This window comes from Luethyella okanaganae (genome assembly GCF_042660285.1).
GTDB classification, from domain to species: domain Bacteria; phylum Actinomycetota; class Actinomycetes; order Actinomycetales; family Microbacteriaceae; genus Luethyella; species Luethyella okanaganae.
The window spans coordinates 1132321-1158948 of sequence record NZ_JBHSTP010000001.1 but is presented as its reverse complement, the minus strand read 5'-3'; the positions used below and the strand labels follow the sequence as shown (position 1 = coordinate 1158948).

Sequence of the window (26628 nt, the reverse complement as noted above, 5' to 3'; positions counted from 1 at the left end):
GACTCGCTTGATAATTGCAAACGTTGTCAGCACTGTCAAGAAGTTCTCAAGGAAAGTTTCCTTGTGAATTCGCGAGTTACTGGCCACCACACGCCCCACACTGGACAACTCACCGAAAATAAAGGTAACGTTTTCAAACGCTCGCGAGGTTAGGTGGCCATGAAAATCACTGCGTGGGAGATCCTCACCCTTCCCGACGGCGGCGACAGCATGATGCTCCTCGTCGTGGACACAGACGAGGGGGTTCACGGCATCGGCGAGGTCGGCATCCGGTCGCGTCAGAAAGCCGTGGCCGGCGGCATCGAACACCTCGGCTCACTGCTCATCGGCCAGGACCCCTCGCGCATCGAGCATCTGTGGCAGCTCATGGCCCGCCGGGGGTTCTTCCCCGCCGATCGCATTATGTCGTCGGCGATCGCCGCGTTCGACGTCGCGTTGTGGGACATCAAGGGAAAGTCCCTCGGCGTTCCGGTCTTCGAGCTGCTTGGAGGCCGGGTCCGCGACTGGGTGCCAGCCTACACACACGTCGGCGACAACAGCCACGACCGCGACGCCTACTTCGCTCGCTGCGCATCACTCGCCGCCGAGGGCTGGAGGTATCTGCGGCTCGCCGTGCCGCACCAGGTGGACGGCATCCTCGATCAGCGCCGAGCGCTTCGGGAGTCGATCGAGCTCTTCCACTCCACGAGGGAGGCGGTCGGCGACGATGTCGAGCTCATCCTCGACGTCCACACCCGACTCGATCCCGTAGAAGCCCTCACCCTGTGCCGGGAGATCGAGTCGGCCAGACCGTACTTCGTCGAGGACCCACTGCGGAGCGAGAACCTGGAGAGCTACCGGAGGCTGCGTGACCGCACCGCAGTTCCGCTCGCCGCGGGCGAGCAGTTCGCGTCGAAGTGGGAGTTCCGCCGACTCATCGAGCCCGAACTCATCGACTACGCCAGGGTCGACGTCGGCGTGGCCGGCGGTCTCACCGAGGCCAGGAAGATCGCGGGCATGGCAGAATCGCACGCGGTGAAGCTCGCGACGCACAACCCGCTCGGACCGGTGACGGCCGCATCCTCACTCCACCTGAACGCTGCCACATCCAACATCGCTATCCAGGAGCACCAGACCGATCCGGACGACCTCCTCAAGTCGCTGTTCATCGAGCGCCCACGAATCTCGGCAGGACGCATCGAGATCCCAACCTCGCCGGGTCTCGGCGTCGACATCGATCGGGCGGCGGCCCGCGCCTGCTCGGCCCGCTACGACGACCGGCCGGCGCTCGCCACCGAAGACGGTGCGTTCACCAACTGGTGAACCGATCGTGTCTGGAGAACCGACTGTGCCCCTCTTCGACTGGCCGCTCGAACGCCTGGTGCGCTACCGTCCTCCTCGTCGGGAACCCAGCGATTTCGACCGGTTCTGGCAGACTTCGCTCAAGGACGCGGCCGGTCACAACCTCGACGTGACCCTTCGCTCGTGGCACGGCCATCTCACTCTCGTCGACGTGTTCGACGTGGAGTTCTCCGGATTCAGCGGCGACCGCATCCGCGCCTGGCTACTCCTTCCGAAGCACCGGACCGCTCCCCTTCCCGGCGTCATCCAGTTCGTCGGCTACGGCGGCGGTCGCGGCATCCCCTACGAATGGCTGAGCTACAGCAACGCAGGATATGCCCACCTCGTCATGGACAACCGCGGCCAGGGCGGCGGCGGCTCGATCACAGCCGTTACCCCCGATACAGCCCACTCGCCGATCGGCCCGTCCGCCCCCGGCTTCCTCACACGAGGCATCGACGATCCCGACAACCACTACTACCGCAGACTCATCGTCGACGCGAGCAGAGCCGTGGACGCCCTGGCGTCGCTTCCGGAGATCGACGCCGCTCGCATCGCCGTCGTCGGCGCCAGCCAGGGCGGCGGCCTCTCACTCGCGGTCGGGGCACTCAGACCGCATCTCGCAGCGGTGCTGACAGACGTCCCATTCCTCTGCGACTTCCCCAGAGCGGTGACGATCACCGACGCCGGACCGTATGCCGAGGTCGCCGACTTCCTTCGCGGTGATCGATCCGCCGTCGAACGGACGCTCGACACCCTCTCCTACTTCGACGCGACGAACTTCGCAGCCAGAGCCACCGCCCCGGCGCGATTCACCGTGGGCCTCATGGACCGGGTCTGCCCACCATCGACGGTCTACGCGGCGCACAATCACTACACTGCTGCGAAGCAGCTCGTCGTCTACCCGTTCAACGGCCACGAGGGTGGGGGCCAGTATGATCTCCCCGGCAAGCTCGACGCACTGCGGGAGGCCTTCGGCGGCTAGAGGTGCATCTGCGGTGAACGCCAGGAACGGCTACGACCACGGGGTGGACCTTGGCAAGCCGCACGCGAGCTTTGGGATCACCGAGATGGCGAACAGACAACACCACAAGTAACTCTCCGGCGAACCGGGGACGTGTAATATACTGCGCTCTACACGTCAACACGAGGGTTCGGCGTACAGCTCTACCAGGTGTCCGTGATCTAGACCAAACCGACCGGGGCCATCAGGGCGACCGCACCACCGCTCCGGCAATCAGAAGGAGAAAAGACGTGGGTACCCAGATGCGACCGAGACTTGCGCACACCGCACACTCTCGCGGACGAACAGGCGTCATGTGGATCATCGCGACAAGCATCCTCCTTGTCGCACCGACCGCAACAGCCGCGTCGACCGCAACAGCCGCGCCCACCGAAAGTGCCCAAAAGGCCATCACAACCGCATCCACCCTGATAGACCCCGCAACTCCGCCCCATGCCAAACCCCTCGCTGCCAGCAAGGCGCGAACCCTCGTCTTCAGCGACGAGTTCAACGGCACCACGGTCGACGCCAACAAATGGAGCAAGCGGGACTGGGCACGCAGCGGTGCCGTCGAACCAGACACGTGGCGCTACGACCCGGTCAACGTGACCACCGACGGCCGCGGGGCGCTTGAGATGCAGGTGCGGAACACCGCCCCCAGCCAGTACACCGGGGCACTCATCGACAGCCGGGGAAAGTTCGACTACACCTACGGGACGCTCGAGGCGCGGGTACACACGCCCTACCAGACCAACGGGCACCTCGCCGCGGTCTGGCTGCTGCCCACCGCTGGTCTCGCCCCAGGCGGCGTCATCGACGGCACCGCCCGCGACGGCGCCGAAATGGACATCGCGGAAACCAACTACCAAGCCGACGACTACACCATCTCCCTGCACTGGGACGCCTTCGACGCACCCAACCACCAGCAGTCCTCGACCCTGGCCGCCGCGCCAGGGCTACACAGCACCTGGTATCACACCTTCGGGCTCAACTGGACGCCAACGAAGCTCGAGTTCACCTACGACGGAAACATCGTGCGCACCGTCACCGACCCCACCCTGATCAGCCAGGTGACCGAATACCCACTCCTTTCCCACGAGATCCTCGACATGTGGGCGGACGGATCAGTCCACAACGAGATCTTCGACTGGAACTCCAGCATGTACGTGGACTACATCCGGGTGTGGCAATAACCCGAAACGCAAATGATCCGGCGTCACGTCGCTCACACCGATTCTGTAGCCGCCCCTGCTTCGGGATCGATTCAGGCAGGACAGGCCACCGCGCGGGCGGCCATCTGTCAGCACACGGTCTGAGTGGGCAACTCCCCCTCGATCGCATTACTCGCGTTGTCGACGATGCGACCGTAGACGTTGACGCACGTGTGCCCGGGCGCGTAGACCATTCTGGTCCAGCTCGTGCTGACGTCGAAGGCCGCGGCAGCCGCGCTGTCGCCGCCGTAACCGCCCTCGACCACTTGGATGGCGGCGTAGACCCGGTTGCCTGGCACGGTACTGGTGACCCGTACCCAGTTCGTTCCGCAACTCGGCGACGCTCGCAGTTCGGCGGTGCCCTGGTACTCGCCGTATTTGGAGTTGTACATGCCCCAGGAGGCGACCGTGTAGGCATCGGCCGCACAACCGGATGCGAGCGGATCGGTTCCAGTGTAGGCCTGGGCGGGCGCCGCGCCGGCCACGAGCGATCCCGCGATGGCGAGGAGCGTCGCCGCGCCTGCGACGACCCCGCGCTTGGTGAACTTCTTCATTGTGTCTCTCCTTCGGCCACCGACGTGAGTCGGCGACTTCTCGTTGTGTGATCTAGCTCCCATGGTCGCGAAAGCCGCGGTCGTGCTCAATGGGCAGGACTCCCCAGGGCAGGGCATCCGTCGCCTCTCAGGCGGAGTCGGCGAGGCGTCTGGCGATGGCCTCTACGGAACGCCAGCATGCGCTTGTCGTTGCCCGACTGTCTGTCATCGAGTGGACCCGGTCTTACGCGACCTTCAAGACGTCATGCCGCTCCGAGCGCACCGGCGAGCGCCTTGCGTACCCACTCGCGGTAGCCCTCTGTCGACCAGCCGAGGTTTCCCACCAGGGTGCGATAGGACTCGGGATGCCCGATCGTCCAGATCGTCGCGGCTGCCTCCTCGTCGCTCATGCTGACAAGCGCTCCTCGCGACCTCAGCTCGACAGCCGCGAGCCGGTAATTGCGCAGCCGCTGCTCGTCACGTGCGCGCTGCATCGCGGCGGCATCCTCGTCGACGGCGGCCGCCTGGCGGATCACTGACCAGATGCCTGCCGTGCGCACGTTCACTTCGACGAACCAGTCCGCGAGGACAGCGATCACCGTGGTTGCCTCGGCTGCGGCGCGAACCCGCTCCGCCATGAACTCGGGAACCGGCGTCGGCGCCTCCGGCCCGGACGCTGTTGCTTCGAGCACCGCCGACAGTAGAGCAGCCTTGTTCCCAACAGCGTTGTAGATCGTCTGCACCGATACCCCGGCATCGGCCGCGATCGATCCGATAGATGTGCCCACATAACCACCGGTCAGGAACAGCCTCCCGGCAGCATCCACGACCTGCCCTCGGGTCAGCGCGGCCCGCGCCTCCCGCAGTGTGCGAAGAGCGACCGAGGCCTCTGACATATTGATTAGTATAGCATTCCATTTATTAGAATGATATTCTAATGAGAGTCGAGGAGGTTGCCATGGAGCATATCGAGACCATCGTCGTCGGCGCGGGTCAGGCCGGCCTCGCCGTCGGCCATCACCTGGCGCGCAGACAGATGCCGTTCACCATTCTCGACGCCGGCGAACACGTCGGCGACGTGTGGCGCGCGCGATGGGACTCTCTGCGGCTGTTCACCCCCGGCCGGTTCAGCAGCCTTCCCGGGCTCAGCAATCCAGTCGGCCCCGGTGGCTTTGCGAGCAAGGACGAGTTCGCCGACTACCTCGACTCCTATGCCCGCCACTTCCACCTTCCCGTCCGCTCGGGAGTGCGCGTGAGGGCCATCGTCCGCCGCGGTGACCGATTCGAGCTGGACACGACGACCGGGACGATGTCCGCGAACCACGTCGTGGCCGCGGGCGGACACAACGCTCTGTCCCATGTGCCGAACTTCGCCCGTGACCTCGATCCGGGCATACGGCAACTGCACTCCTCCGCGTACCGGAACCCGGCGAGCATCCCCACCGGGGATGTGCTCGTCGTTGGAGCCGGAACCTCCGGCGCGGAGATAGCGCTGGAACTGGCCGCAACCCACAAGGTCCTCATCACCGGGCGCCCAACCCCGCATGTCCCCGACGCGGTCTTCCGCTACGCAGGCGGTGCCTATTGGCTGATCGTGAACCGGCTGCTCACAATCGACACGCCACCAGGACGGAAGGTCGCCGCCTCCTTCGGCCAGCGCGGCGCCCCACTCATCCGCATCTCCATGCAAACGGTGGAAGCAGCGGGCGTCACACTGCTCCCCCGCATCATCGGAGTCTCCGACGGACACCCCGAGACCGTAGCGGGGACGATAAGTACCGTCGCAACCGTCATCTGGGCCACCGGATACCGGCCAAACCTCGACTGGCTCCCGCCCCTGGACGTCGACGAAGTCGGCGTGCCGATCACTCGCCGAGGCGTTGTGCGCGATCTCCCGGGACTCTACTTCGTCGGGATGCCCTTCCAATACGCCCTCACCTCCGGGCTCATCGGCGGCGTTGGACGCGACGCTGAACACATCGCGGACCAGATCGCCACGTATGCTCCCTGACCAGGGCTCAAGAGCGGTGCAGGGCCCCCTCGCAGACCGAGCGGTCAGGTGTTGCGACGATCTCGGGGAAATGCCGTCAGCGGCTCATCCCGACCCGATGTGTCCGAAGAGACACCGGGCGGGATGAGCCGACTCCGGTCCGCGCTCAGTTCGTTCCGGGCTGACCCCACACCTGAACCTCGGCGATGGACAGGGGTTGATCGGATGAGGTCAGCTGGACCCGAACGTAGCGGCCGGTCCCTCCGACGTCGATCCGGGTGGCGCTGCCGGCAGTCGCGTCCTGGTAGAAGTCGCGGACACCGGGCTGAGCAAGGGACTCCGCCACGGAATTTCCGGTGAACGGCGTCTCCGAGACGAACACATGGTATTTGCTCAGCCGGCTGCCGCAGCAATCGGTGCGGTTCCACAAGTCGATAGCCGTGACGGCCGCGTTGCTGCCGAGATCGACCTGCCACCATGGTTCGTTTGAGGGCTGGGTGTGCGTGACCGAGCCCTCACCCCAGCGGCCGTCCGTGATGCCGTCGACCGCCAGGCTCGCGATGCCGCTGGTGGTCGAGGTAGAGGACGACTGAATGGCCGGCTTACCGAGGGCGAGGTTCTGGTCGGCCTCGGCACCCAGCAGTTTCGGGCTGTTGACCTGCACCTCGGCCAGCGAGAGCGGCAGGGTCGGCGAGTTCAGCTGAATCCGAACGTATCGGCCGGTTCCGCCGATTTTCACCCGCGTGGGGCTGCCCGCTGTCGCGGTCTGCGGATAGTTGCGCACCGCCGGGTCGGCGACCACCTCGGCCACCGTGCCACCGGTGATCGGCGTGTCCGAGACGAACACGTTGTAGTCGCTCAGGCGGATACCGCAGCAATCGGTGCGGTTCCACACATCGATATCGAGGATGTCGCGCACAGTGCCGAGATCGGCCTGCCACCACGCCTGATTGGAGGGTTCCGCGGTGTGCGTCACCGAGCCGTTGCCGAAGGCGCCGTTGGTGTTTCCGTCGACGGCCCGGCTCGCGACGCCGCCATTCGCCGTGCTCGACTGCGTCGCCGCTTTACCCTGTGCTGCGTTCTCCACGCCGAGTCGGGTGAGATCATGAGCGCGATACGTCAGCTTTCCGAAGGTGGCGGATGCCTCGATCCGGAAGTCGCCCGCGGGCGGGTTCTCGGTCGGAAGGTTGACGTTGAAGTCGTAGCTGCGCACCTCGCCCGGCGCGAGGGCGGGCACGTCGATCGTAGCTGGTTCCGTGGTCCAGCCTTCTGGCACCGAGAGGGCGACCTGTCCGGCTGCGGATGCGGCTGCACCGGCGTTGCTGAGCGTGACCTTGGCCGTGAACGGGCCTGCGGTCGTCGCGGGCACATCAACCGAGAGTCGGTTGAGTTGATCGATGCCCTTGCTGGCGATCTTGAAGGTGTAGGCGTCTTTGCTGGCGGTCGAAGCGGCACCATTCGCTGGCATAGGAATCGACACGGTGCCGTCGGCGTTCTGGCTCCACGTCAGCTTCGCCTTGGAGCCGAGAAGCTTGACTGAGCTGCCCTTCGGCAGCAAGGGGAGACCGCCGGAGAGCGTGAGCTTCTCGCCAGGCCACTCGAGTGCGGTCACGTACAGGGCGCCGTCCTTCACGGTATAGCGCACGGGGACGTTGCTGGCATCGTCTTCGGCTGTGCCCCAATAGGTGGTGCCGTAGATGGCCTCGCCGTTGATGCGAAGCCAGTCGCCCAAGCTACGCACCCGCTCGGCCTGCACCGCGGGGATGGTGCCGTCAGCCTTGGGGCCGATGTTCAGCAGCAGGTTGCCGTTCTTGCTGACGACGTCGACGAAGCCGTCGATCAGCTCATCGGACGAAAGGTAGTCCTCGATGTCCTCCTCGGCGTTGTAACCGAACGAGCCGCCCAGACCGCGGGTGGATTCCCACTTCGCAGGCGTGATGACGTCCTTGACCTCGTACTCAGGGGTGGCGAAGTCTCCTACCCAGTTGCCGCAGCGGTCGTTCACGACGACGTCCTTGGGCACCGCGCGGTTCTTCGCCTGGTTGTAGTACTCGGCCATGAACTGGTTGCTGTTGTTCGGACCGTTGCTGTCGCACCAGATGAGGTCGGGGTCGAAGTTCGCGACGAGTTCCTTCATCTGGGGGTACTGCTGGCCCATGACATAGTCATTGACCGGATCGCCGGTGTCTGGCAGCGGGGTGTAGCCCCGGTACTCGATCGGAGCGCCCGTGTACGGGTTGGACATGCCCTTCTTGATCTGACCACCTTGAGGGTGGAACCACTCGATCATCGAGTAGTAGAGGCCTTTCTTGAGGGGCGAGTCTGCAGCCGCGTCCATGAGTTCCTTGGTCAGGTCGCGCTTCGGGCCGAGCGCGACGGTGTCACGGTCGGTGGTCTTCGTGTCCCACAGTGCAACGCCGTCGTGATGCTTGGTGACCGACACGAAGTACTTCGCGCCGCCCTGCTCGAAGAGGTCGACCCACGCCTCTGGGTCGAACTTGTCGGGTTTCCAGTCCGTGATGAAGTCGTCGTAGGCGTACTCGGTGCCATACGTGGCTTTGTGATGCTCGTAGGTATCGCTCCCGACCTCGTTCATCTTCCGCAGGTAGTGCTCGGCATAGGACGCTGCGCCATCCTTGTCGGCCGAGTATGCCGGCACTGAGTACGGACCCCAGTGGATGAAGTAGCCCAGCTTGGCGTCGTTGTACCAGTCCGGCGCGTCATGCGTGCTCAGTGACTGCTCGTTCGGCAGGTAGTCGTCGGTCGGCGTGACAGCGTTGGCTGGCAACGCGGTCAGGGAAATAGCGCCAGTCGCGAGCGCCGCGAAGGCTCCCACGACCGACCGCCGTGATCGGTTCTTCATGATATCTCCTTCGATATCGCATCAATTGAGGCGGGCCGGCCACGCGTGGTCGTACCCGATCGTCCGGATAGCCCATCTCCAGAAAGTGAATCCGGCGCCAATAAGTCATCCGATGTTTAAGTTAGATGCAAAGGGATGCGAACCGCAACCCCAATCAAATGCCACTTGCGTCTTAAGGTGTGAGTTCCGCCACGCTGTGGCATAGCCGGGATCGAGATCCCCGACTTCCCAGCGTTCGGCTTCGCAAGGCGCATGCGTACAAGCACACCCATTCCGAGTACATCAGATGTTCTGGACCCTCCAGGCGCTCCGCAAGGTCCTTCTGGTCGGTGAGGAAACTGCCACCGCACACTCGAATGGAACGACACCGACATGTTCGCAAGGAGCCCGGCCGATGAGCCGACTCATCACAACGTGGTGCTAAGCGAGGAGCTTCCGAACCCTTCGACCCCAATGAAGAAGGCGCACTCCTGGCTCGTTAACCCGAACCGGCAAGAACGGGCACCTGCCCCTCCCCCCGCCTCGCCACCAAAGCAGGTGCAGGTGCGGCTCGATCCCGACCAAGAACTCGAGGTGATCGCTGCATACCGATCCGGACTGACCGTGTACGAGGTCGGCGCTCGGTTCGGAATCCATCGGACAACGGTGAGTGCGATCATGCAACGTCACGGTGTGAGGATGCGGCGTCAACCGAGACGGCCGTACAGATTTCACCATCCAGATTGAGCCCGGATCCCGCCATAGCCGAGTAGTCCCCTGGGAGTGCAGCTAGGGCGTGTCTGACAATGCCTTCGCCCAGGCGATGACTGCGTTGAGGATGATGGCGGCTCGGTAGACGATGGCGTGTTTGTCGTAGGGGGTAACGAGGCCTTGCCATTGCTTGAGGCGGTAGTAGTTGCGTTCGATCACGTTGCGGCCCCCGTAGTCGGCGGTGTCCAGGGTGACGGGTCTGCCGCCGCCTGGGCCGCGCCACGCGCGGTGGCCCTTCTGGTCGTCAGGTTCGGGGATGACCGTCTTGATTGCGCGAGAGCGCAGATGATTGCGGATCGCGCGGGACGAGTACGCCTTGTCACCGCGGACTGCGTCCGGTCAGGTGCGGGGCCGGCCGAGGTCTCGTCCGAGGCGCAGCTGCGCCATCAGCGGGAGGAATATCGGGGAGTCACCCGCCTGGCCCGCAGTGATCAAGTTCACCAGCGGGGTCCCGTTGCCGTCGACGAGCTGTTGGATCTGCGTCGACAGGCCGCCGCAGGAGCGGCCGATGCCGTGATTAGGCGGCTCGAGCCTCGGATTCGTGTAATTCGATCCAGCCCCCTGTGAGGCGGGTGGTGTTCGTCGCATGCTGATGCGCGCGGGCGACGGCTCCATAACCTCGTCCTCTACCGCGCGGATCGCCCAGTCCGCGACGTATCTGGTGATCGCTTCTGGAGTGAAGAACGCGCCGCGCGCCTTGCGAAGAAGGGAGGTGTCGACCGTGTTGACGAGTGCGTTTTCCTCCACCACCCCATTGTCGGCCTTCCTCGGACAATGTTCGAGCGCCACGCCCCTGCCCGCGGGTCGGCAGAAGCGGAGGAACCGGTCGCAGCTTCCGGATGAGTCAGCCCTTGATCTGAAGGAGACGGTCGTCGGGGAAGCTGGTCGAGTAGCTCTTCAGCGTCTTCCTGGTCGCCGGGCAAGGGGCCCAGGCCGCCGACTTTGGAGCGCCCACATAGCACCACGGAGAGAGTTGTCTAGCGCAGAACTGCACCCCGAGGCCCAGCGCCCGACGATGGGGCGACTCGAAGTCATCGACTCGATCAGAGAGTGCTGAGTTCCGCCCACCCGACGGATGATGTGTTGAGATTCAACCCAAGAGAACGAAACGGGCCATCTCTAGACTTCTAGCCGAACCGTTCAATGAGAGTGTCAAGCTTAACCAGCGACAGAGCGCCACGCAGATCGGCCGCCGACAACTCAGAGCGTTGCTGCACCGTCCTTTCGATGGAGCTCACCGCACTCTCCGCAGCCATATCCTGATCAAGAAGGTGAGCAACTTCACTCGTCAGTTCGAGGCGTTCACTTGTTCGACTCGATTTCGCCAGGATCGGCCCACACATTTTAGCCAGCCGCGCGAAGCGTTGGTGCGCCGCGATGAGAGCAGCGTGTGAAGCGTTCAACGTATCCCGGTAGTGCGTGCTCAGATAGAGCAGTCGCACCGCCCCGGCGCCGTAGGTATTGATCGCGGCGCGCAGCGGGATGGTGTTCCCCTTCGAGTTCGCCATTCGAACGCCGTCGGTTTCTACTACCCCACTGTGTATCCACGTACGGGCGTAGGTCACGCCCGTACTCAGTTCGCCTAGGACCATCTCGATCTCGTGGTGAGGATAGAGGTCGATCCCTCCAACGTGAATGTCCATCGTCGAGCCGATGTACTCGTGGGCCAAGACCACGCATGGCACGTTCTCCGATGGCGCCCCCCATCCCCAAGGGCTGGACCATCGAGGGTGCCGCTCGGGGCGAGGTTGCCACAGAAGAATTTCCTTACTGTAATCCCACAGCTGACCAGAAAAGCACATCATCTCGCGCACCTTCTGCTCGGGGTCGAGCTGTCGGAAATCAACCCCCTCTCGTGGAGCGGAGGCCGCCAAATAGACCTCCCCGTTTTGTTCCCGCGCGAAGCCAAGGCTGAAGAGATTGGAGATCAGCTCTATGGCTCCTTCGACATGCTCGGACGTCCGTGGCCCCACCGTGGGACGACTGACGGCTATCCCGGCGAGATCGGTGGAGAACGATGCAACTAAACGATCCCGCAGTTCGCCGGACGATACGGACAGTTCCGCGGCCCGGCTGTCGACTCTCACATCCACATCACTGATGTCTTGCACGAGCCGCACCGAGGCACCATGGGTTGTCTCTAGAAGGTGCCGAAGCTGGTCCACCACCACGAAGGGGCGGGTGTTTCCCAGGTGAAGGGGTTCGATCGGCGAGTATCCACAGTTGTAAATCGAGATGTCCTTCCCGAAAGAAGGCTCTTCGATCACATGGTATTGCGAGTTGTAAAGCTTCAACCGCCCGCCTTTCATTCCGCGATCGGCTGACGCATCCGAACTGCGATGACTGCAATCCGAGCTCGTTCTGGAAGCTACATACGAAGCATCCTTGAGGCTACTGCGGCGCTCTCCGGGGCAGCGCCAGTCGCGAGCGCCGCGAAGGCTCCCACGACCGACCGCCGTGATCGGTTCTTCATGATATCTCCTTCGATATCGCATCAATTGAGGCGGGCCGGCCACGCGTGGTCGTACCCGATCGTCCGGATAGCCCATCTCCAGAAAGTGAATCCGGCGCCAATAAGTCATCCGATGTTTAAGTTAGATGCAAAGGGATGCGAACCGCAACCCCAATCAAATGCCACTTGCGTCTTAAGGTGTGAGTTCCGCCACGCTGTGGCATAGCCGGGATCGAGATCCCCGACTTCCCAGCGTTCGGCTTCGCAAGGCGCATGCGTACAAGCACACCCATTCCGAGTACATCAGATGTTCTGGACCCTCCAGGCGCTCCGCAAGGTCCTTCTGGTCGGTGAGGAAACTGCCACCGCACACTCGAATGGAACGACACCGACATGTTCGCAAGGAGCCCGGCCGATGAGCCGACTCATCACAACGTGGATCTGAGGGGACTCGAACCCCTGACCCCCTGCATGCCATGCAGGTGCGCTACCAGCTGCGCCACAGACCCAGGCTGTCTCCGATTCCTCGGAAGCAACTTCCCTAGATTACTACATCAAGAAGTACCAGGCGAAACGGGTTCGCTACTCGCGCGTGTCGTGCGCGGGAAGCTCGATCGGGATGACCGGGCAGTCCTTCCAGAGACGCTCGAGCTGATAGTACATCCGCTCTTCCTCGTGGAAGACGTGCACGACGAGGTCGCCGAAGTCGAGCAGCACCCAACGGCCCTCGGCCCGGCCCTCACGGCGTAGCGTCTTCTGCCCCGCCTCGATGAGCTTTTCCTCGATCTCGCCGGCGATCGCGACGACGTTTCGCTCGGAACGCCCCGTCACCAGCAGGAAGATATCGGCCAACGGCAGGGGTTGTGTGACGTCGAGCGCGACCAGATCCTCTCCCGCCTTCGAGTCGGCTGCGAGTGCAGCAACCTTGAGCAGCTCGATGGCATGGGCAGAAGCGGTCATCCGGTGATTCCCTGTGTGATGGTGGGCGAACAGTCGAACATCAGAAGATCTTGAAGATGTAACCGCCGATGAACAGGCCGAGCACGCCGAGTGCGAGAACGGCGGCGGTGATGGCGAGCACCGTGGGCACGCTGATGCCACGCCGTCTGGGTGGCGTCATGACGCCGCGGGTCGAGGTGTGGGTGCTGACGGCCTGGCTGGCACGGATCGGCTGCGCGTTCGTGGCGGGCGTTGACTCGTCAACCTGGTCCAGAAGTCGGTCGACCATCGAGGAATCGATGCGGCCGGGGTGGGCGCCCGTTTGCCCCATGCTGCGAGGCAGGTCGATCGAGCCGGTCACGAGGACCTCCCCCGTCGTCAGCGGGACCGGGTTGCCCGGTTGCTGAGGTATCGACGGGAGGATCAGTGCGTTCGTGGTCGTCGGGACTCCACCGGCGCCGACGCCACGCGACAGTAGCTGATCGAAGGACTGATCATCGGCATCGTCTTCGACATCGATGTCGAGCGACCAATGGCCGGCCGGGAGTTGGCTGGGAACAGGAGTGTCTTCCTCGGGTGCTCGCTCTGCGGATGCCGGGGCGTCCGACAGCAGAGGGCCGGAGGCCGGATCGGGCGCAGGAGCTATCGGATGAGCGACCGGAACGACGGCACCGATCGAATCGGAGAGAGGTCGCTCGTCGAGTTTTCGTCCGGCGGCTGCCTCCTCCTCCTGAGCCGCAAGCATTGCTCGCAGCTCACGTCGCGTCAGGGTGCGCTCCGGCACGACATCGGAGAGCGCGGGCTCCGGGCGAGTCGTGGTCTCCTGCGACTGTGAGGGCGGCTCCGGCGTCGACGGGCGAGGAGCGAAGGACGATGGTCGAGGCTCGTGCTGCGGTGCGGCCGCGGGCACGTGGTTCGACGCGACAGGAACCGCTGAGGCTCCCGTTCCTGGGCCACCGGAGGACAATGTCGGCTGAGTCGCAATACGAGCGCCGTTGAATGTGTTCGCCTGATAGTTCGGCACGGGCGGACGCGCGAGAAGGCTATCGAAATCGCTGCGCGGAGCCGCCTGCGCCTCCGGTACAACAGGCCCCACCGTATCGACGACGCCCGTGTAAGGCGTCACGAGTTGGGGCGTCTCGCCGCCCGGGGTGGGCTCGGCGGTTCCCGCACGACGCGACAAAGTGTTCTGCTGTGGGTTCTGCTGGCCATCGGGCTCGTGAGAACGCTCGCTTTGACGCGCCTCTCGACGCGTCTGTGGCTGCCGATCTTGCCACGTAGTCATGCCACACTCCGATACAAATGGTGCTTGGAGATGTATTGGACGACCCCGTCGGGGACCAAATACCACACCGGGTAGCCCCGGCTCACCCTGCTCCGGCAGTCGGTGGACGATATCGCAAGCGCCGGGACTTCCAACAAGCTTACGTCTTGAGTGGGCAATCCAGAAATGCTCAGGTCATGTCCCGGTCGACTCACAGCTACGAAGTGCGCGAGATCCCACAGTTCCTGAACATCTTTCCACGTGATGATCTGCGTGATCGCGTCGGCGCCGGTTATGAAGAACAGTTCAGCATTCGGCCGTTCGCGGTGCAGGTCGCGAAGGGTGTCGATCGTATAGGTCGGGCCGTCGCGATCGATGTCCACCCGGCTCACCGTGAACCTCGGATTCGACGCCGTCGCGATGACGGTCATGAGGTAGCGGTGCTCCCCCAACGACACGCCAGACTTCTGCCACGGACGACCGGTCGGCACGAACACGACCTCATCGAGGCCGAAGGACTGGGCGACCTCGCTCGCAGCGACGAGATGCCCGTGGTGAATGGGATCGAAGGTTCCGCCCATGACGCCAACGCGTCGACGAGGCTCTGACCCGGTCATGAATCGCTCGGTCGTCAGTGCCCGCCGTGCCCATGGTCCGCGCCGTGCGCCGCCGCATAGGCATCGGCCTTGACCTTGTGGCGGTTGGAGACATCCCGATAGTTCCACACCACGATCGCGAGGACGAAGAAGACGGCCAATGCGATCGCCCCATATGCCCATGCGGGGATCGGCAACTCGCGGGCGAGCTCACCCTCGGCGAGGACGGTGGTCAGGAACGACATCTGATTCTCCATTCGCAACGGGTCGGCGCATGGGCAGCGCCTGTTGAATTCTAGTGCCAGCTAGACGCGCACCTGGCCGATGCCACGCACAATCCACTTCGTACTCGTCAACTCCGGCAGGCCCATCGGTCCGCGCGCATGCAGTTTCTGCGTCGAAATGCCTACCTCTGCTCCGAAACCGAACTCCCCGCCGTCGCTGAACCGGGTGGAGGCGTTGACCATCACCGTCGCGGAGTCGACCTCGTTGAGGAACCGTTCGGCGTTGACGAGGTCGCTGGTGACGATGGCCTCGGTGTGTCGGGTCGAGTACCGGCGGATGTGCCGGATCGCCTCATCGAGGGAGTCGACGACGCGCACTGCGATGTCGAGGCCGAGGTACTCGGTGGCCCAGTCCTCTTCACAGGCTGGCACAGTGGGTGCGAAGAGCGCTGCCGCGCGTTCATCGGCATGGATCGTCACGCCGGACTCCGAGAGCTTGGACAGCACGGCGGGCAGTACCCGTTCGGCGGCGCCGGCATGCACGAGCAAGGTTTCGACAGCGTTGCACACGCTCGGTCTCTGCGTCTTCGCATTGTGCACGATGTCGACGGCCCATTGCACGGGCGCGCTCTCGTCGAGCACGATGTGCACCACTCCGGCGCCCGTCTCGATGACGGGAACCGTCGACTCGGTCACGACCGTCTGGATGAGCTGAGCACTGCCGCGAGGAATGAGCACATCGATGTACCCCCTCGCCCGCATGAGCGCGCGTGCGCCCTCGCGACCGAAATCGTCGATCGTCTGCACGGATTCCGCGGGAAGACCGGTCGATGCGACTGCTTCCTGGATGAGGCCGACCAGAACCTTGTTCGTGTTCTCGGCAGCGCTGCCGCCGCGCAGCACCACGGCGTTTCCGCTCTTGAGTGCGAGCGCGGCGATGTCGACGGTGACGTTCGGCCGTGCCTCATAGATCGCTCCGACGACACCGAAGGGAACACGCACCTGGCTGATACGCACGCCGTTCGGCAGGGTGCTGCCGCGCACGTTCTCACCGACGGGGTCTGCGAGGCCGATGATCTGGAGTACCGCGGCTGCAAGGGCCTCGATACGGGCATCCGTCAGAGTGAGCCGGTCGAGCAGCGCCTCCCCGATCCCGGAGGCCGCGCCAGCGTCGAGATCGGCCTGGTTGGCCTTCGTGATCTCGCTCACGTGACTGCGCAACGTCTCAGCGATTGCGAGGAGAGCCTCGTTCTTCCGATCCGTCGTCGCTCCGGCCAGGGCGAGAGAAGCGGTTCGCGACGCATCGAGTTTCGCGAGGAACGGCGTGAGGTCAGAGCGGGTTTCGGCCATACGGCCAGCTTAGGGGAGCTCTCTCGCCTCGGGACGTTCCGCAGCCTCGAACCAGGTGCCGACGGCAGCCCCCGTCAACGCCTCACGCACGAGGGCCGTGGACGTCACGAGCACGGCGGTGCCGGACTCAGCAGCAAGACGCGCCGCGGAGGCCTTCGTCGACGCTCCTCCCGTGCCGACGCCGGCATGTCCCGTCGAACCGAATTCCATTCCGGCGAGGTCGTCACCGAACCTCACCGTGGCGATGCGCTGCGCTCCGGGCTCGTGCGGAGGCCTTGTGTAGAGCGCGTCGACGTCAGAGAGCAGCACGAGCAGCTCGGCGTCGACAAGGTGCGCGACGAGCGCCGCAAGGCGGTCGTTGTCGCCGAAACGGATCTCGTGCGTCGCGACCGTGTCGTTCTCGTTGACGATGGGAAGGATGCGCAGATCGAGTAGCCTTCGCATGGCCCGTTGCGCATTGCTGCGGTGGGCGAGATTCTCGAGGTCGCCGGCGGTGAGCAGAACCTGGCCGGCCACGATATCGTAGCGATCGAGGCTGTCCTGGTAACGGAAGATGAGCAGATTCTGGCCGACCGACGCCGCGGCCTGCTGCGTGGCCAGATCGGTGGGCCGCTCGTTGAGTTGCAGATACGGCATCCCTGTCGCGATGGCTCCGGATGACACGAGCACGACCTGTACGCCACGACCATGAGCCTCGGCCAACGCGTCGACGAGCGGAGCGATCTGCCCGGCGTTCCCACCGCTGATCGAGGAGGAACCTACTTTGACGACGATCCTTCTCGCCTCGGACACCTGGGCACGGCCGTGGATTCTCACTCCCGCTCGCTCTCCCCCGCGCCGCCCTTCGTTCCGCGCGACACCGTCGTCTCCGCATCCTCTCGCCAGATACCGGCTTCGCGCTCGCGCAACAACTCGGCACGTGCCTCGGCCTTGGCGTCCATCCTGTCGAAGTAATCCTCGCGACGCTGGTTGCGTGTCGCGCGCTTGTTCTCGTCGAGGCGGGCGTCCGTACCCCTGGGAGCGGTGATCAGTTCGGCCGTCGAGGTGAGAGTCGGCTCCCAATCGAAGACGACACCGTTCCCCTTGCCGATCACGACGGTGGAACCGGCGACCGCGCCCGACTTGAAAAGCTGATCCTCGACGCCGAGCTTGGCCAGGCGATCGGCCAGGAAGCCCACGGCCTCGTCGTTGGCGAAGTCGGTCTGAGCGACCCAGCGTTCCGGCTTCGCACCGAGGATCCGGTAGACGTTGCCGAAGGTTCCGCCCTCGACCTTGACGACGAAGCCCACGTCGTCGACGGCCCGGGGACGGATGACGATGCGCGGTTTCGCCGGCTCGGCCGCCGCGTCCGCGCGGCCCTGTTCGACGAGCTCGGCGAGGGCGAAACTCAGCGGACGGAGCCCCTCATGACTGACCGTGGAGATATCGAAGACGCGGTAACCGCGGGACTCGAGATCGGGCCGCACGAAGTCTGCGAGTTCCCGGCCTTCCTGGACGTCGATCTTGTTGAGGGCGACGAGCTGGGGACGCTCAAGCAGAGGCTTCTGCCCCTCAGGCACCGGGTAGGCCGCCAACTCGGCGAGAATGATCTCGAGGTCACTGACCGGGTCGCGGCCGGGGTCGAGCGTCGCGCAGTCGAGAACGTGCAAGAGAGCGGTACAGCGTTCCACGTGACGGAGGAACTCGAGTCCGAGTCCCTTGCCCTCACTCGCCCCTTCAATGAGCCCGGGAACGTCTGCGACCGTGTACCGGGTCTCGCCCGCCTGCACCACGCCGAGGTTCGGGTGCAGGGTGGTGAAAGGGTAGTCGGCGATCTTCGGCCGGGCCGCAGAGATCGCGGCGATGAGGCTCGACTTGCCCGCAGAGGGGTAGCCGACCAGCGCGACATCCGCGACCGTCTTCAGTTCGAGCAGAACGTCGCCCTCCCAGCCGGGCGTGCCGAGCAGCGCGAATCCTGGAGCCTTGCGCTTGGTCGTCGCGAGCGCGGCGTTACCCAGGCCGCCCTGGCCGCCCTGGGCGACCACATAACGGATGCCCGGTTCGCTCATGTCGACGAGTTCGTTGCCGTCCTCGTCCTTCACGACCGTGCCGACGGGAACGGGGAGCTCCAGCTGCTCTCCGTTGCCTCCCGAGCGGTGGTCGCCCATGCCCGGCCCGCCATTGTCGGAACTGCGGTGCGGGCGCCGGTGATAACCCAACAGAGTAGTCACCTGCGAGTCGGAGACAAGCACGATGTCGCCGCCATGACCGCCGTTGCCGCCGTCTGGACCGGCAAGCGGCTTGAACTTCTCACGACGAACGGATACGCAGCCGTTGCCGCCGTGACCTGCACGCAGGTGAAGCGTGACGTGGTCGACGAATGTGGCCATGGCTGTCTCCCTACCTCTCACCGGAAATGCATCAGGGCGAGCCGAAGCTCGCCCTGATGCTCAGTACTGCGAATGCCTATTCGGCAGCCGCCACGATGTTGACGACCTTGCGGCCACCCTTATTGCCGAACTGCACGGCACCTGCCTCTAGGGCGAACAAGGTGTCGTCGCCACCACGACCCACGTTGACCCCCGGGTGGAAGTGCGTGCCTCGCTGGCGGACGAGAATCTCGCCCGCGCTGACGACCTGACCGCCGAAGCGCTTCACACCAAGGCGCTGAGCGTTGGAGTCACGACCGTTGCGAGTAGAGCTCGCTCCCTTTTTGTGCGCCATTTGCTTCTCTCCTCAGGCCTCTACTTGATTCCGGTGACCTTGACGCGCGTGAGCTCCTGGCGGTGCCCCTGGCGCTTCTTGTAACCGGTCTTGTTCTTGAACTTCTGGATGACGATCTTGGGGCCGCGGAGGTTCTCGAGCACCTCGGCGGTGACCTTCACCTTGGCGAGCGACTTGGCATCGGAGGTGATCTTGTCACCGTCGACAAGCAGCACGGCGGCCAGCTCGACGTTGCCGTCTTTGTCGGCCGTGACGCGGTCCATCGTCACGATGGTGCCGACCTCGACCTTTTCCTGCCGGCCACCGGCGCGCACAACTGCGTAAACCACTTTAGGTACCTATCTCTGGGGGGCGCATGGCCCCGATTCCTACTCTTCGGAAAGTCACTGGCTCGACCGAGCCAGAGCGACCCGTCTCATTCAGAAAACCTTGGCAAACGCGCGGATGATGACCAACGCACACCAACGCCCAACTCTAGCTGATGCGATGTCCCCGGTCAAACGACCAGCCGCGGTGCGTCGCGCTTCTCAGAGGCACGACGACGGTCGGACCGCGCGGAACACGGTACCTAGAATCGAGACATGACCGTGCTCATCGACCAACCGGCGTGGCCGGCGCATGGCACCGTATGGGGTCATCTCGTGAGCGACGCGTCCCTCGCCGAACTGCACACCTTCGCCCAGGCTCACGGGGTTTCCCGGCGAGGTTTCGACCTCGACCACTACGACGTCCCGCTGGCCCGCTGGCAAGAACTCGTCGATGCCGGCGCAGAGCCTGTCTCGTATCGTGAGCTCGTCACCCGACTTCGTGCGAGCGGGCTGAGGGTCACCGCACGCGAACGACGCGGCCTCTGAGCCGACGGGGACAACCACTACCATGAGACGTCGAAACCGACGACGCTACGCCTGAGCACTCCGGCCTCGATGTCGATGAACAGGGTCGTGACCGTCGTCGCCTGCGGATCGACCGGATAGCCGTCGCTCAACTGGGTGTCGGAGTTCGGAATGATCCTGATCGCGAGATACTGGTCGTTCGGCGAGATGGCGAATCCGATCACGTTCTCGTTCGACGACGCCGGCTCGTACAGGATGCGGCTCTCGCCGTCGCGCTCGAGGCTGAGATATTGACGCACCTTCCCCGTCGCTGTGTCGAACTCCGCGAGTCGTTGCACGATCCCCGTACCGTCGGAAAGGAAGTGCAACTCCCCCGTGTACGGAGTCGTGCCATCGACGAGCTGCGGTTCGATCGCGTTTTCCGTGCCCTGGGAGAGGTCGAGCACATACTGGGAGTTCTGGTCGGATACGGCGATGCGCAGCCCGTCGGGCGCGAAGGCATCGAGATTGGGGAACTGGCCGAGCGGAATCGGGCTTCCGGAGCCGAGAGGGTCGATGAGCAGCAGCGTCGTGTCGTAGAGCTGCGCGACGAGCTCTGCCCGGCCCGGCATGAATCCCCAGTTGACGGCCTGCAACGGCGAGCCGTCAAGCCCCGCGACAGGGTTCGCCACCCCACGCTTGAGGTCGAAGAGGAACAGCGTGTTGTCGTATTGCCTTCCCGGAACCCCCGGGGCGCTCGAGAAGCGGAAGCCGAGGAGATTCTGCTCGGGCGCCGACCGCAGTTCGCGCACGGTCCCGGCCGACGGGAGCGTCAGCGCTGCCGCATCGCCGTTCGGGTCGACGAGGCTGAGGGTGCTGCTCAGGTTATCGTTGACGGTCACCACTGCCAGCTCTCCGTCGTCGAGCGGCACGAACGACTGGATGTAGGGCGCTTGGAAGGCGAGAGTCGTCTCAGGCGAGCCGACGTGCGTGCGCACTATGCGGTCAGCTGGTTTCGTTCCGCCCTCAGCTGGCGATCGCGCGAGGTAGAGCAGCGGCGGTTCATCCGTGTGGAAGTCCACGGCGAAGGTCGACGGCCGGTCGCGAGAGATGCCGATCACATCGGTGAAGGTCACGTGATAGTCGGTGCCGTAGGCCAGTGGCCGGGGAAAGACGACGACGATCGAATCGCCCTGCGTCTGCACGGTCACCGGCGTGTCCGGCACGATCGTGAGCTGCTCCGGAGCGATCTCGGCGAGCGGCTGATTGGTGTCGATCACGAGGCGCTGGTTCGCATGAGACACCACGTTCCGGCTGTCGATCGCGAACCCCGTCATCCGTGGGCCGTTCACGACGTTGACCGCGGTGAGCACGAGGCACGTGACGGCGAACACGCCGATCACTGCATACAGGCCACGCCGGAATCTTCTCCTGTCCCCGGCCGGCGTCCGCGCGGAACGTGTCCGTCCCGAGCGCTGGCTATCAGTAGACATACGGGTCGCTCGGCTGCTCGACGGACAGGATGTCGCTCGGCTGAAGAGCGAGGGGCGCCGTGCTGCCTGCACTCGGGTTCACGGAGAGCGTTCCTGTCACCTGAACCCACTCGTCCTTCTCGTACTGTGCCTTCCAATCCGGCAGGTACACGGGGACGCCGATCGGTTGGGCGTCGACCGCGCAACAGGTGACCACGAATCGCGCCACGTAGAACACATTGTCCGGGTCCTGGGCATCGGGACTGATGAAGCCGACGACCCGAGCGGTCTTGTCGGCATAGAACGCCGGATCGGAGGATTGTGCGAGAAGCGAAACCCAGTCCTTGACACCGAGACGTTCGAAGTCGCCCGTGCCGACGAGAGCAGCCGCCTGCTCGGTGTCTCCTGGCGAGGAGAGCCCACCCGCGTTGATGTCCCGTTGCACCACCGTCGCCGAGGTGAGCGTGGCCGGAGGCACGGCGATGACGCCGACGGCGAGCACGCCAAGCACGAGCGCTCCAATGGCGGAGAGGCCGATCCGCCATCCCCCTCCGTGCTTGGCCTTCGGCGTGCCGGCACGAGTGAACCCCGCAACGACGAATACAAGCCCGAGCGCGGCCATGACGACCGTGAACACGAAATAACGCGGGTGGATGTAGAGTCCGAGCTGTCCGCTCGCCGCGAGCCAGACCGTGGCTACCACGGCGACGAGGCTCAACGCGATGCCCTGCCAGCGTTTGAAGACGTCTCTAGGCCACATAGTTCACCAGCAGTCCGATCGCGGCGCTCATGAGGGCGACGACGGTGGTGATCTGCACGAGGGTGCGTGTCGTGAACGTCGTGCGCATGAGCGCAAGCATCTTGACGTCGACCATCGCGCCGAAGGTGAGGAAGGCGGTGACACCACCCGGCATGAAGGTGCTGCCGAAGGAGAGCACGAAGAAGGCGTCAACGTTCGAGCAGACGGCGACGACGAAGGCCAGCAGCATCATCGCGAGCACGGACCATACCGGATTGCCACCGAGGGCGAGCAGTACCTCGCGTGGCACGAAGACCTGGATGACTGCTGCGACGAAGGAGCCGATGAAGAGCGCGGGCATGATGACAGCGGTTTCGCGCACGAAGATCTCGACGCTCTCGCCGAACCTGCGATGCGCGTGCTCGTGGCCGCGCGGGAGGGCGCAGGACGCGGCGAACGATGGCGTGAGCAGGCTCTGCGGGTCGGGGTGGCGGCTATAGACCCAGCCAATGAGGTTCGCGATGACGAATCCGCCGACGAGACGGGCGACGAGGATGCCGTTGTCCCAGCCGAACGCCTGCTGGGTCGTAATGATCGTGACGGGGTTGAGGATGGGCGCCGACAGCAGGAAGGTGATGGACTCCGGGACGGTGAAGCCGCGCACGATGAAGCCGCGCGCCAGCGGGACATTACCGCATTCGCATACCGGGAAGAGCATTCCGAGCAGCGAGATGCAGGCGCGCCGGAGCGCTGCCTGCTTGGGTAGGTACCGCACGAGGACGCCATCCGGCAACCACACCTGCACCACGATCGAGAGCAGGATGCCGAGCAGCACGAACGGGACGGACTCGATGATGACACTGATGGCGAGCGTCAGGGTGTCCTGGGCGCGGTCGGGCAGGTTCCAGTCGCCGAGAGCGGGCGAGAACGCCCGGATCGCGAAGACCGCGCCGACGACCAGCACTCCGGCGAACACGCCGATGGGCCATCGCCGTGCCGCCACCTGCTGTTCGCTCACCACGGTGACACTAGCAAGGGATTCGCGGGTCGCCGAGAGAATCACCGGCGACCCGCGAAACGCCCTTAGTCCTGCTGACCGCTCACGGCCTGAGTCACGATCGGCTCGACGGGCGTGGTCGAGAGCCCCGCCGTCGTCACGCGGCGGCTGCGGGAGCGCCCCTGCCCCGGCTGCTTGGGCTGCGGCAGGGCTTCGAGCACGGAGTCGAGCAGCTGCTCGGCGTCCTGCTGGCTCACCGGGCGTTGGCTGCGCGACGCCTTGGCTACGGGGATGTCCAGGATGGCTACTGGTGCGACGTCATCGGCCGGCCGTGCGGATGCTTCGTCCGGCACTTCGGGCTCTGCACGTTCCGCGGCCGGCGCCTGGCGGCTTTTGCGGTTGCGTCCTGAGGCCTTGGCCTGCACCGGTGCTTCAGCTTTCGGGGTCTCGGAGCTGTGGGCGATAGTGCTCGCGGCGATCTGCGCGAGAGCGTTCTTGGCGTCCTCGGTGATGCCGTGCGTTCCAGAACCGGCCTTGTCGCCTGCATCGGCAGGAGTCTGTGAGCCTCCTCTGCTGCGACGACGCTCCTGCTGGGGCTGTTGCGACTGCCGATGCTTGACGACGGGGTCGTGGTGCACGATGATGCCGCGGCCGGCGCAGGCCTCGCAGTTCTCGCTGAACGACTCGAGGAGTCCGAGTCCGAGCTTCTTGCGAGTCATCTGCACAAGGCCGAGGGAAGTGACCTCGGCGACCTGGTGCTTCGTACGGTCGCGGCTGAGACACTCGATGAGGCGGCGCAGTACCAGGTCGCGGTTCGATTCGAGCACCATGTCGATGAAGTCGACGACGACGATGCCACCGATGTCGCGCAGCCGGAGCTGACGGACGATCTCCTCCGCCGCCTCGAGGTTGTTCTTGGTGACGGTCTCCTCGAGGTTTCCGCCAGATCCTACAAACTTGCCCGTGTTGACGTCGACGACCGTCATGGCTTCGGTGCGGTCGATCACGAGCGATCCGCCGGACGGCAGCCACACCTTGCGATCGAGCGCTTTCTCGATCTGCTCGGAGAGGCGGAACTCGTCGAAGGCGTCACGTTCGCCCTCGTAACGCTCGACGCGTTCGAGCAGGTCGGGCGCCACGGCACGGAGGTAGCTCTCGATCGTGCCCTGAGCATCGTCTCCCGAGATGACCATCTTCTGAAAGTCCTCGTTGAAGACATCACGCACGATCTTGATGAGAAGATCGGGCTCCGAGTGCAACAGCGCGGAAGCCTGCACCGACTCGACCTGCCTGCTGATCTCGGCCCACTGGGCGGTGAGCCGCTTGACGTCGAGCGTCAGCTGCTCCTCGGTCGCGCCCTCGGCCGCTGTACGCACGATGACGCCGACATTCTCGGGGAGGACCTCCTTGAGGATCTTCTTCAGGCGCGCACGCTCGGTATCCGGCAGCTTGCGGCTGATGCCGTTCATCGAACCGTTCGGGACATAGACGAGGTAGCGTCCTGGCAGCGATACCTGGCTGGTGAGTCGCGCGCCCTTGTGGCCGATGGGATCCTTCGTGACCTGCACGAGCACCTTGTCACCGGGCTTGAGAGCCAGCTCGATACGACGGGGCTGATTGCCACCGGGTCTCTCCGCTGCGGCCGCCTCCCAGTCGACCTCGCCGGAGTAGAGCACGGCGTTGCGACCACGACCGATGTCGACGAAGGCGGCCTCCATGCTGGGAAGCACGTTCTGCACACGCCCGAGGTAGACGTTGCCGATGAGGCTCGCCTCTTGATTCTTCGCCACGTAGTGCTCGACGAGCACACCATCTTCGAGCACACCGATCTGGATCCGGTTGTTCTTCGAGCGCACGACCATCTTGCGATCGACGGACTCGCGCCGCGCGAGGAACTCGGCCTCGGTGATCACCGTACGACGACGGCCGGCGTCACGGCCGTCGCGGCGGCGCTGCTTCTTCGCTTCGAGACGGGTGGAGCCCTTGACCCGCTGGGGCTCTGTGATGAGCTCCGGCTCTCGCGGTGTACGCACCTTGACGACCGTGTTCGCCGGATCGTCCGACCCGGAACGGCCTTCCTCGCCGGAACGACGGCGGGCTCGACGGCGAACGGTCGACCCGTCGTCATTGTCGCCGGTGTCGTCGCGACGGGTGCCGGGACGTGCTGGCAACGGTTGGATGTCGGGAGCGTGGAAGATGAGCGACGTGGTCGTGAGCGACGCCGGGATCACCGGCTCGTGCACGACGGAAACCCCTGCGGCCTCCTGTTTCGCCTCACCCCTGGCATCGGCGTCCGCTTCCGCGATGCCGGTCGGCGTCTCCGGTGCGACCGACTGTTCCGCTTCAGGCTGCCGGTCGGCCAAGTGCTCGGCCGAGTGCTCTGCCGGGACCTCGAAGACCGAAGCGTCGGGAGCGGTCTTCTTCGCCGCCTTCCGCGCACCGAAGATGCGGGTACGCCTTCTTGCAGGCGTCGTCGATTCGGATGTGTTGTCGTTGTTCTCTGTGTTCTCCACCATTTCTGGTGCAACTCCTTGACCGGTGCGGGCGACCGCGCCACCCCGCCGGGTACTCTCTCGAGCGAGTATTCGCCTGTGCGAACCCCCGCAAATCCTCTTCGAACGCAACCGGCTCGAGGCTCTGGTTGCTACTTCTCTCGGCCACACGGACCGATCATTCTGAGTGCTGCGCACTCGATAAGCCTTCTTTGGCGTCTGTTCGGGCGCGGCCCGAGCGACTGATTCAATTATCACACGCATTCTCAGAACAGCGTGCGCCACGCGTGGCATAATCCGAGCATGTCCGAATCCTCGCCAGCAAAACGCCCGCTACTCCTCGGAATCTCGGTCGTCGTGCTCGGTGCGATAGGGCTCTACGCGGCGTTCGCGCTCACGATCGAGAAGTTCCATCTGCTCGAGAACCCCGCTGCGCAATTGAGTTGCGATTTCAGCCTGCTCGTACAGTGCGGCGCCAATCTCAACTCCTGGCAGGGATCGCTCTTCGGTTTTTCCAACCCGATCATCGGCCTGGTGGCCTGGCCCGTCGTCATCACCGTCGGGGTCGCTCTGCTGGCCGGTGCCCGATTCGCCCGCTGGTTCTGGCTGACCTTCAACGTCGGGGTCGCGGCGGCCCTCGTCTTCGTCGTCTGGCTCATCTCGCAGAGCATCTTCGTCCTTGCGACCCTGTGCCCCTGGTGCATGGTCACCTGGTCCATGGTCATCCCGCTCTTCTGGATCGTGACCATCGGCAATCTCAAGGACGGTCGCATTCCCGCATCGGAGTCCGTCCGTGGCTTCGCCGAGAAGGCGTACAGCTGGATTCCGCTCATCGTCCTGTTCAGCTACCTCGTGGTCGCCGTGATCGCCCAGCTCCGCCTGGACGTGCTCAGCTATCTCTGAGTCGGCTATCCCTGA

General features: G+C 64.5%; 23 protein-coding genes, 1 tRNA gene and 1 pseudogene. 6 read left to right on the top strand and 19 right to left on the bottom strand.

Features of this window, described 5'->3' with window-relative positions:
* The first annotated feature begins 159 nt into the window (after positions 1–159).
* From dgoD to ACFQB0_RS05395, 3 genes are all read left to right on the top strand, one after another.
* On the top strand, positions 160–1302 hold the full coding sequence (gene dgoD / locus ACFQB0_RS05405; protein WP_386728515.1) for a galactonate dehydratase: 1143 nt from the start codon (positions 160–162) through the stop codon (positions 1300–1302).
* A 25-nt stretch (positions 1303–1327) separates the two neighbouring features.
* Positions 1328–2305, top strand: a complete 978-nt coding sequence (locus ACFQB0_RS05400; RefSeq protein ID WP_386728514.1) for an acetylxylan esterase — start codon at positions 1328–1330, stop codon at positions 2303–2305.
* 332 nt (positions 2306–2637) lie between these two features.
* Positions 2638–3516: a glycoside hydrolase family 16 protein gene (locus ACFQB0_RS05395; protein ID WP_386728511.1), complete on the top strand. Its 879-nt coding sequence runs from the start codon at positions 2638–2640 to the stop codon at positions 3514–3516.
* Between the two features lie 107 nt (positions 3517–3623).
* Here the strand turns inward: ACFQB0_RS05395 and ACFQB0_RS05390 are convergent, their stop codons facing one another.
* Together ACFQB0_RS05390 and ACFQB0_RS05385 are read right to left on the bottom strand one after the other, a co-directional pair.
* Entirely contained in the window at positions 3624–4088 is a 465-nt protein-coding gene (locus tag ACFQB0_RS05390) for a DUF2690 domain-containing protein (protein WP_386728510.1), read from the bottom strand.
* Positions 4089–4330: 242 nt separating this feature from the next.
* A complete protein-coding gene (locus tag ACFQB0_RS05385) occupies positions 4331–4963 on the bottom strand; it encodes a TetR/AcrR family transcriptional regulator (protein WP_386728508.1) in 633 nt (210 codons plus the stop codon).
* A 62-nt stretch (positions 4964–5025) separates the two neighbouring features.
* On the opposite strand from ACFQB0_RS05385, the gene ACFQB0_RS05380 reads away from it, so the two are divergent.
* Entirely contained in the window at positions 5026–6078 is a 1053-nt protein-coding gene (locus ACFQB0_RS05380; RefSeq protein ID WP_386728506.1) for a flavin-containing monooxygenase, read from the top strand.
* A 145-nt stretch (positions 6079–6223) separates the two neighbouring features.
* On the opposite strand, the gene ACFQB0_RS05375 is transcribed toward ACFQB0_RS05380, so the two are convergent.
* From ACFQB0_RS05375 to rplU, 13 genes and pseudogenes are all read right to left on the bottom strand, one after another.
* The gene (locus tag ACFQB0_RS05375) at positions 6224–8920 is read right to left on the bottom strand and encodes an alpha-L-fucosidase (protein ID WP_386728504.1); all 2697 of its coding nucleotides are present in this window, start codon (positions 8918–8920) and stop codon (positions 6224–6226) included.
* A 768-nt stretch (positions 8921–9688) separates the two neighbouring features.
* Positions 9689–10277, bottom strand: a pseudogene (locus ACFQB0_RS05370) (transposase); the annotation flags it as partial.
* Positions 10278–10797: 520 nt separating this feature from the next.
* Positions 10798–11964 (bottom strand): hypothetical protein, encoded by a 1167-nt coding sequence (locus ACFQB0_RS05365; RefSeq protein ID WP_386728503.1) that lies wholly within the window; start codon positions 11962–11964, stop codon positions 10798–10800.
* Between the two features lie 594 nt (positions 11965–12558).
* A tRNA-Ala gene (locus ACFQB0_RS05360) sits at positions 12559–12631 on the bottom strand.
* Between the two features lie 73 nt (positions 12632–12704).
* On the bottom strand, positions 12705–13082 hold the full coding sequence (gene rsfS, locus ACFQB0_RS05355) for a ribosome silencing factor (RefSeq protein ID WP_386728501.1): 378 nt from the start codon (positions 13080–13082) through the stop codon (positions 12705–12707).
* 40 nt (positions 13083–13122) lie between these two features.
* Entirely contained in the window at positions 13123–14346 is a 1224-nt protein-coding gene (locus ACFQB0_RS05350) for a hypothetical protein (protein ID WP_386728498.1), read from the bottom strand.
* Positions 14343–14942, bottom strand: coding sequence for a nicotinate-nucleotide adenylyltransferase (nadD, locus tag ACFQB0_RS05345; RefSeq protein ID WP_386728497.1), 600 nt, complete (start codon positions 14940–14942; stop codon positions 14343–14345). Before nadD ends, ACFQB0_RS05350 begins: the two co-directional genes overlap by 4 nt.
* A gap of 14 nt (positions 14943–14956) precedes the next feature.
* Positions 14957–15166 (bottom strand): hypothetical protein, encoded by a 210-nt coding sequence (locus ACFQB0_RS05340; RefSeq protein WP_386728494.1) that lies wholly within the window; start codon positions 15164–15166, stop codon positions 14957–14959.
* 60 nt (positions 15167–15226) lie between these two features.
* Positions 15227–16495 (bottom strand): glutamate-5-semialdehyde dehydrogenase, encoded by a 1269-nt coding sequence (locus ACFQB0_RS05335; protein ID WP_386728493.1) that lies wholly within the window; start codon positions 16493–16495, stop codon positions 15227–15229.
* A gap of 9 nt (positions 16496–16504) precedes the next feature.
* Entirely contained in the window at positions 16505–17311 is an 807-nt protein-coding gene (proB, locus tag ACFQB0_RS05330) for a glutamate 5-kinase (protein WP_386728491.1), read from the bottom strand.
* Entirely contained in the window at positions 17308–18864 is a 1557-nt protein-coding gene (gene obgE, locus ACFQB0_RS05325; protein ID WP_386728488.1) for a GTPase ObgE, read from the bottom strand. Before obgE ends, proB begins: the two co-directional genes overlap by 4 nt.
* A gap of 76 nt (positions 18865–18940) precedes the next feature.
* On the bottom strand, positions 18941–19198 hold the full coding sequence (gene rpmA, locus ACFQB0_RS05320) for a 50S ribosomal protein L27 (RefSeq protein WP_386728485.1): 258 nt from the start codon (positions 19196–19198) through the stop codon (positions 18941–18943).
* A gap of 20 nt (positions 19199–19218) precedes the next feature.
* Positions 19219–19527, bottom strand: a complete 309-nt coding sequence (gene rplU / locus ACFQB0_RS05315; RefSeq protein ID WP_386728482.1) for a 50S ribosomal protein L21 — start codon at positions 19525–19527, stop codon at positions 19219–19221.
* A gap of 252 nt (positions 19528–19779) precedes the next feature.
* Here rplU and ACFQB0_RS05310 point away from each other — a divergent pair, with 252 nt between their 5' ends.
* Positions 19780–20052 carry a DUF4031 domain-containing protein gene (locus tag ACFQB0_RS05310; protein WP_386728480.1) on the top strand — a complete coding sequence of 91 codons (273 nt, stop codon included), beginning with the start codon at positions 19780–19782 and terminating at the stop codon, positions 20050–20052.
* 17 nt (positions 20053–20069) lie between these two features.
* Here the strand turns inward: ACFQB0_RS05310 and ACFQB0_RS05305 are convergent, their stop codons facing one another.
* The 4 genes from ACFQB0_RS05305 to ACFQB0_RS05290 all read right to left on the bottom strand — a co-directional run bounded on the left by ACFQB0_RS05305 (position 20070) and on the right by ACFQB0_RS05290 (position 25734).
* The gene (locus ACFQB0_RS05305) at positions 20070–21413 is read right to left on the bottom strand and encodes a hypothetical protein (RefSeq protein WP_386728477.1); all 1344 of its coding nucleotides are present in this window, start codon (positions 21411–21413) and stop codon (positions 20070–20072) included.
* Between the two features lie 79 nt (positions 21414–21492).
* Positions 21493–22242 (bottom strand): TIGR03943 family putative permease subunit, encoded by a 750-nt coding sequence (locus tag ACFQB0_RS05300; RefSeq protein WP_386728474.1) that lies wholly within the window; start codon positions 22240–22242, stop codon positions 21493–21495.
* Positions 22232–23239: a permease gene (locus tag ACFQB0_RS05295; RefSeq protein WP_386728472.1), complete on the bottom strand. Its 1008-nt coding sequence runs from the start codon at positions 23237–23239 to the stop codon at positions 22232–22234. The genes ACFQB0_RS05300 and ACFQB0_RS05295 overlap by 11 nt, the downstream gene beginning before the upstream one ends.
* A 65-nt stretch (positions 23240–23304) precedes the next feature.
* Complete coding sequence (locus ACFQB0_RS05290; RefSeq protein WP_386728470.1) at positions 23305–25734, bottom strand: Rne/Rng family ribonuclease; 2430 nt, start codon at positions 25732–25734, stop codon at positions 23305–23307.
* Positions 25735–26013: 279 nt separating this feature from the next.
* On the opposite strand from ACFQB0_RS05290, the gene ACFQB0_RS05285 reads away from it, so the two are divergent.
* A complete protein-coding gene (locus ACFQB0_RS05285; protein WP_386728467.1) occupies positions 26014–26613 on the top strand; it encodes a vitamin K epoxide reductase family protein in 600 nt (199 codons plus the stop codon).
* The last annotated feature ends 15 nt before the right edge of the window (positions 26614–26628 follow it).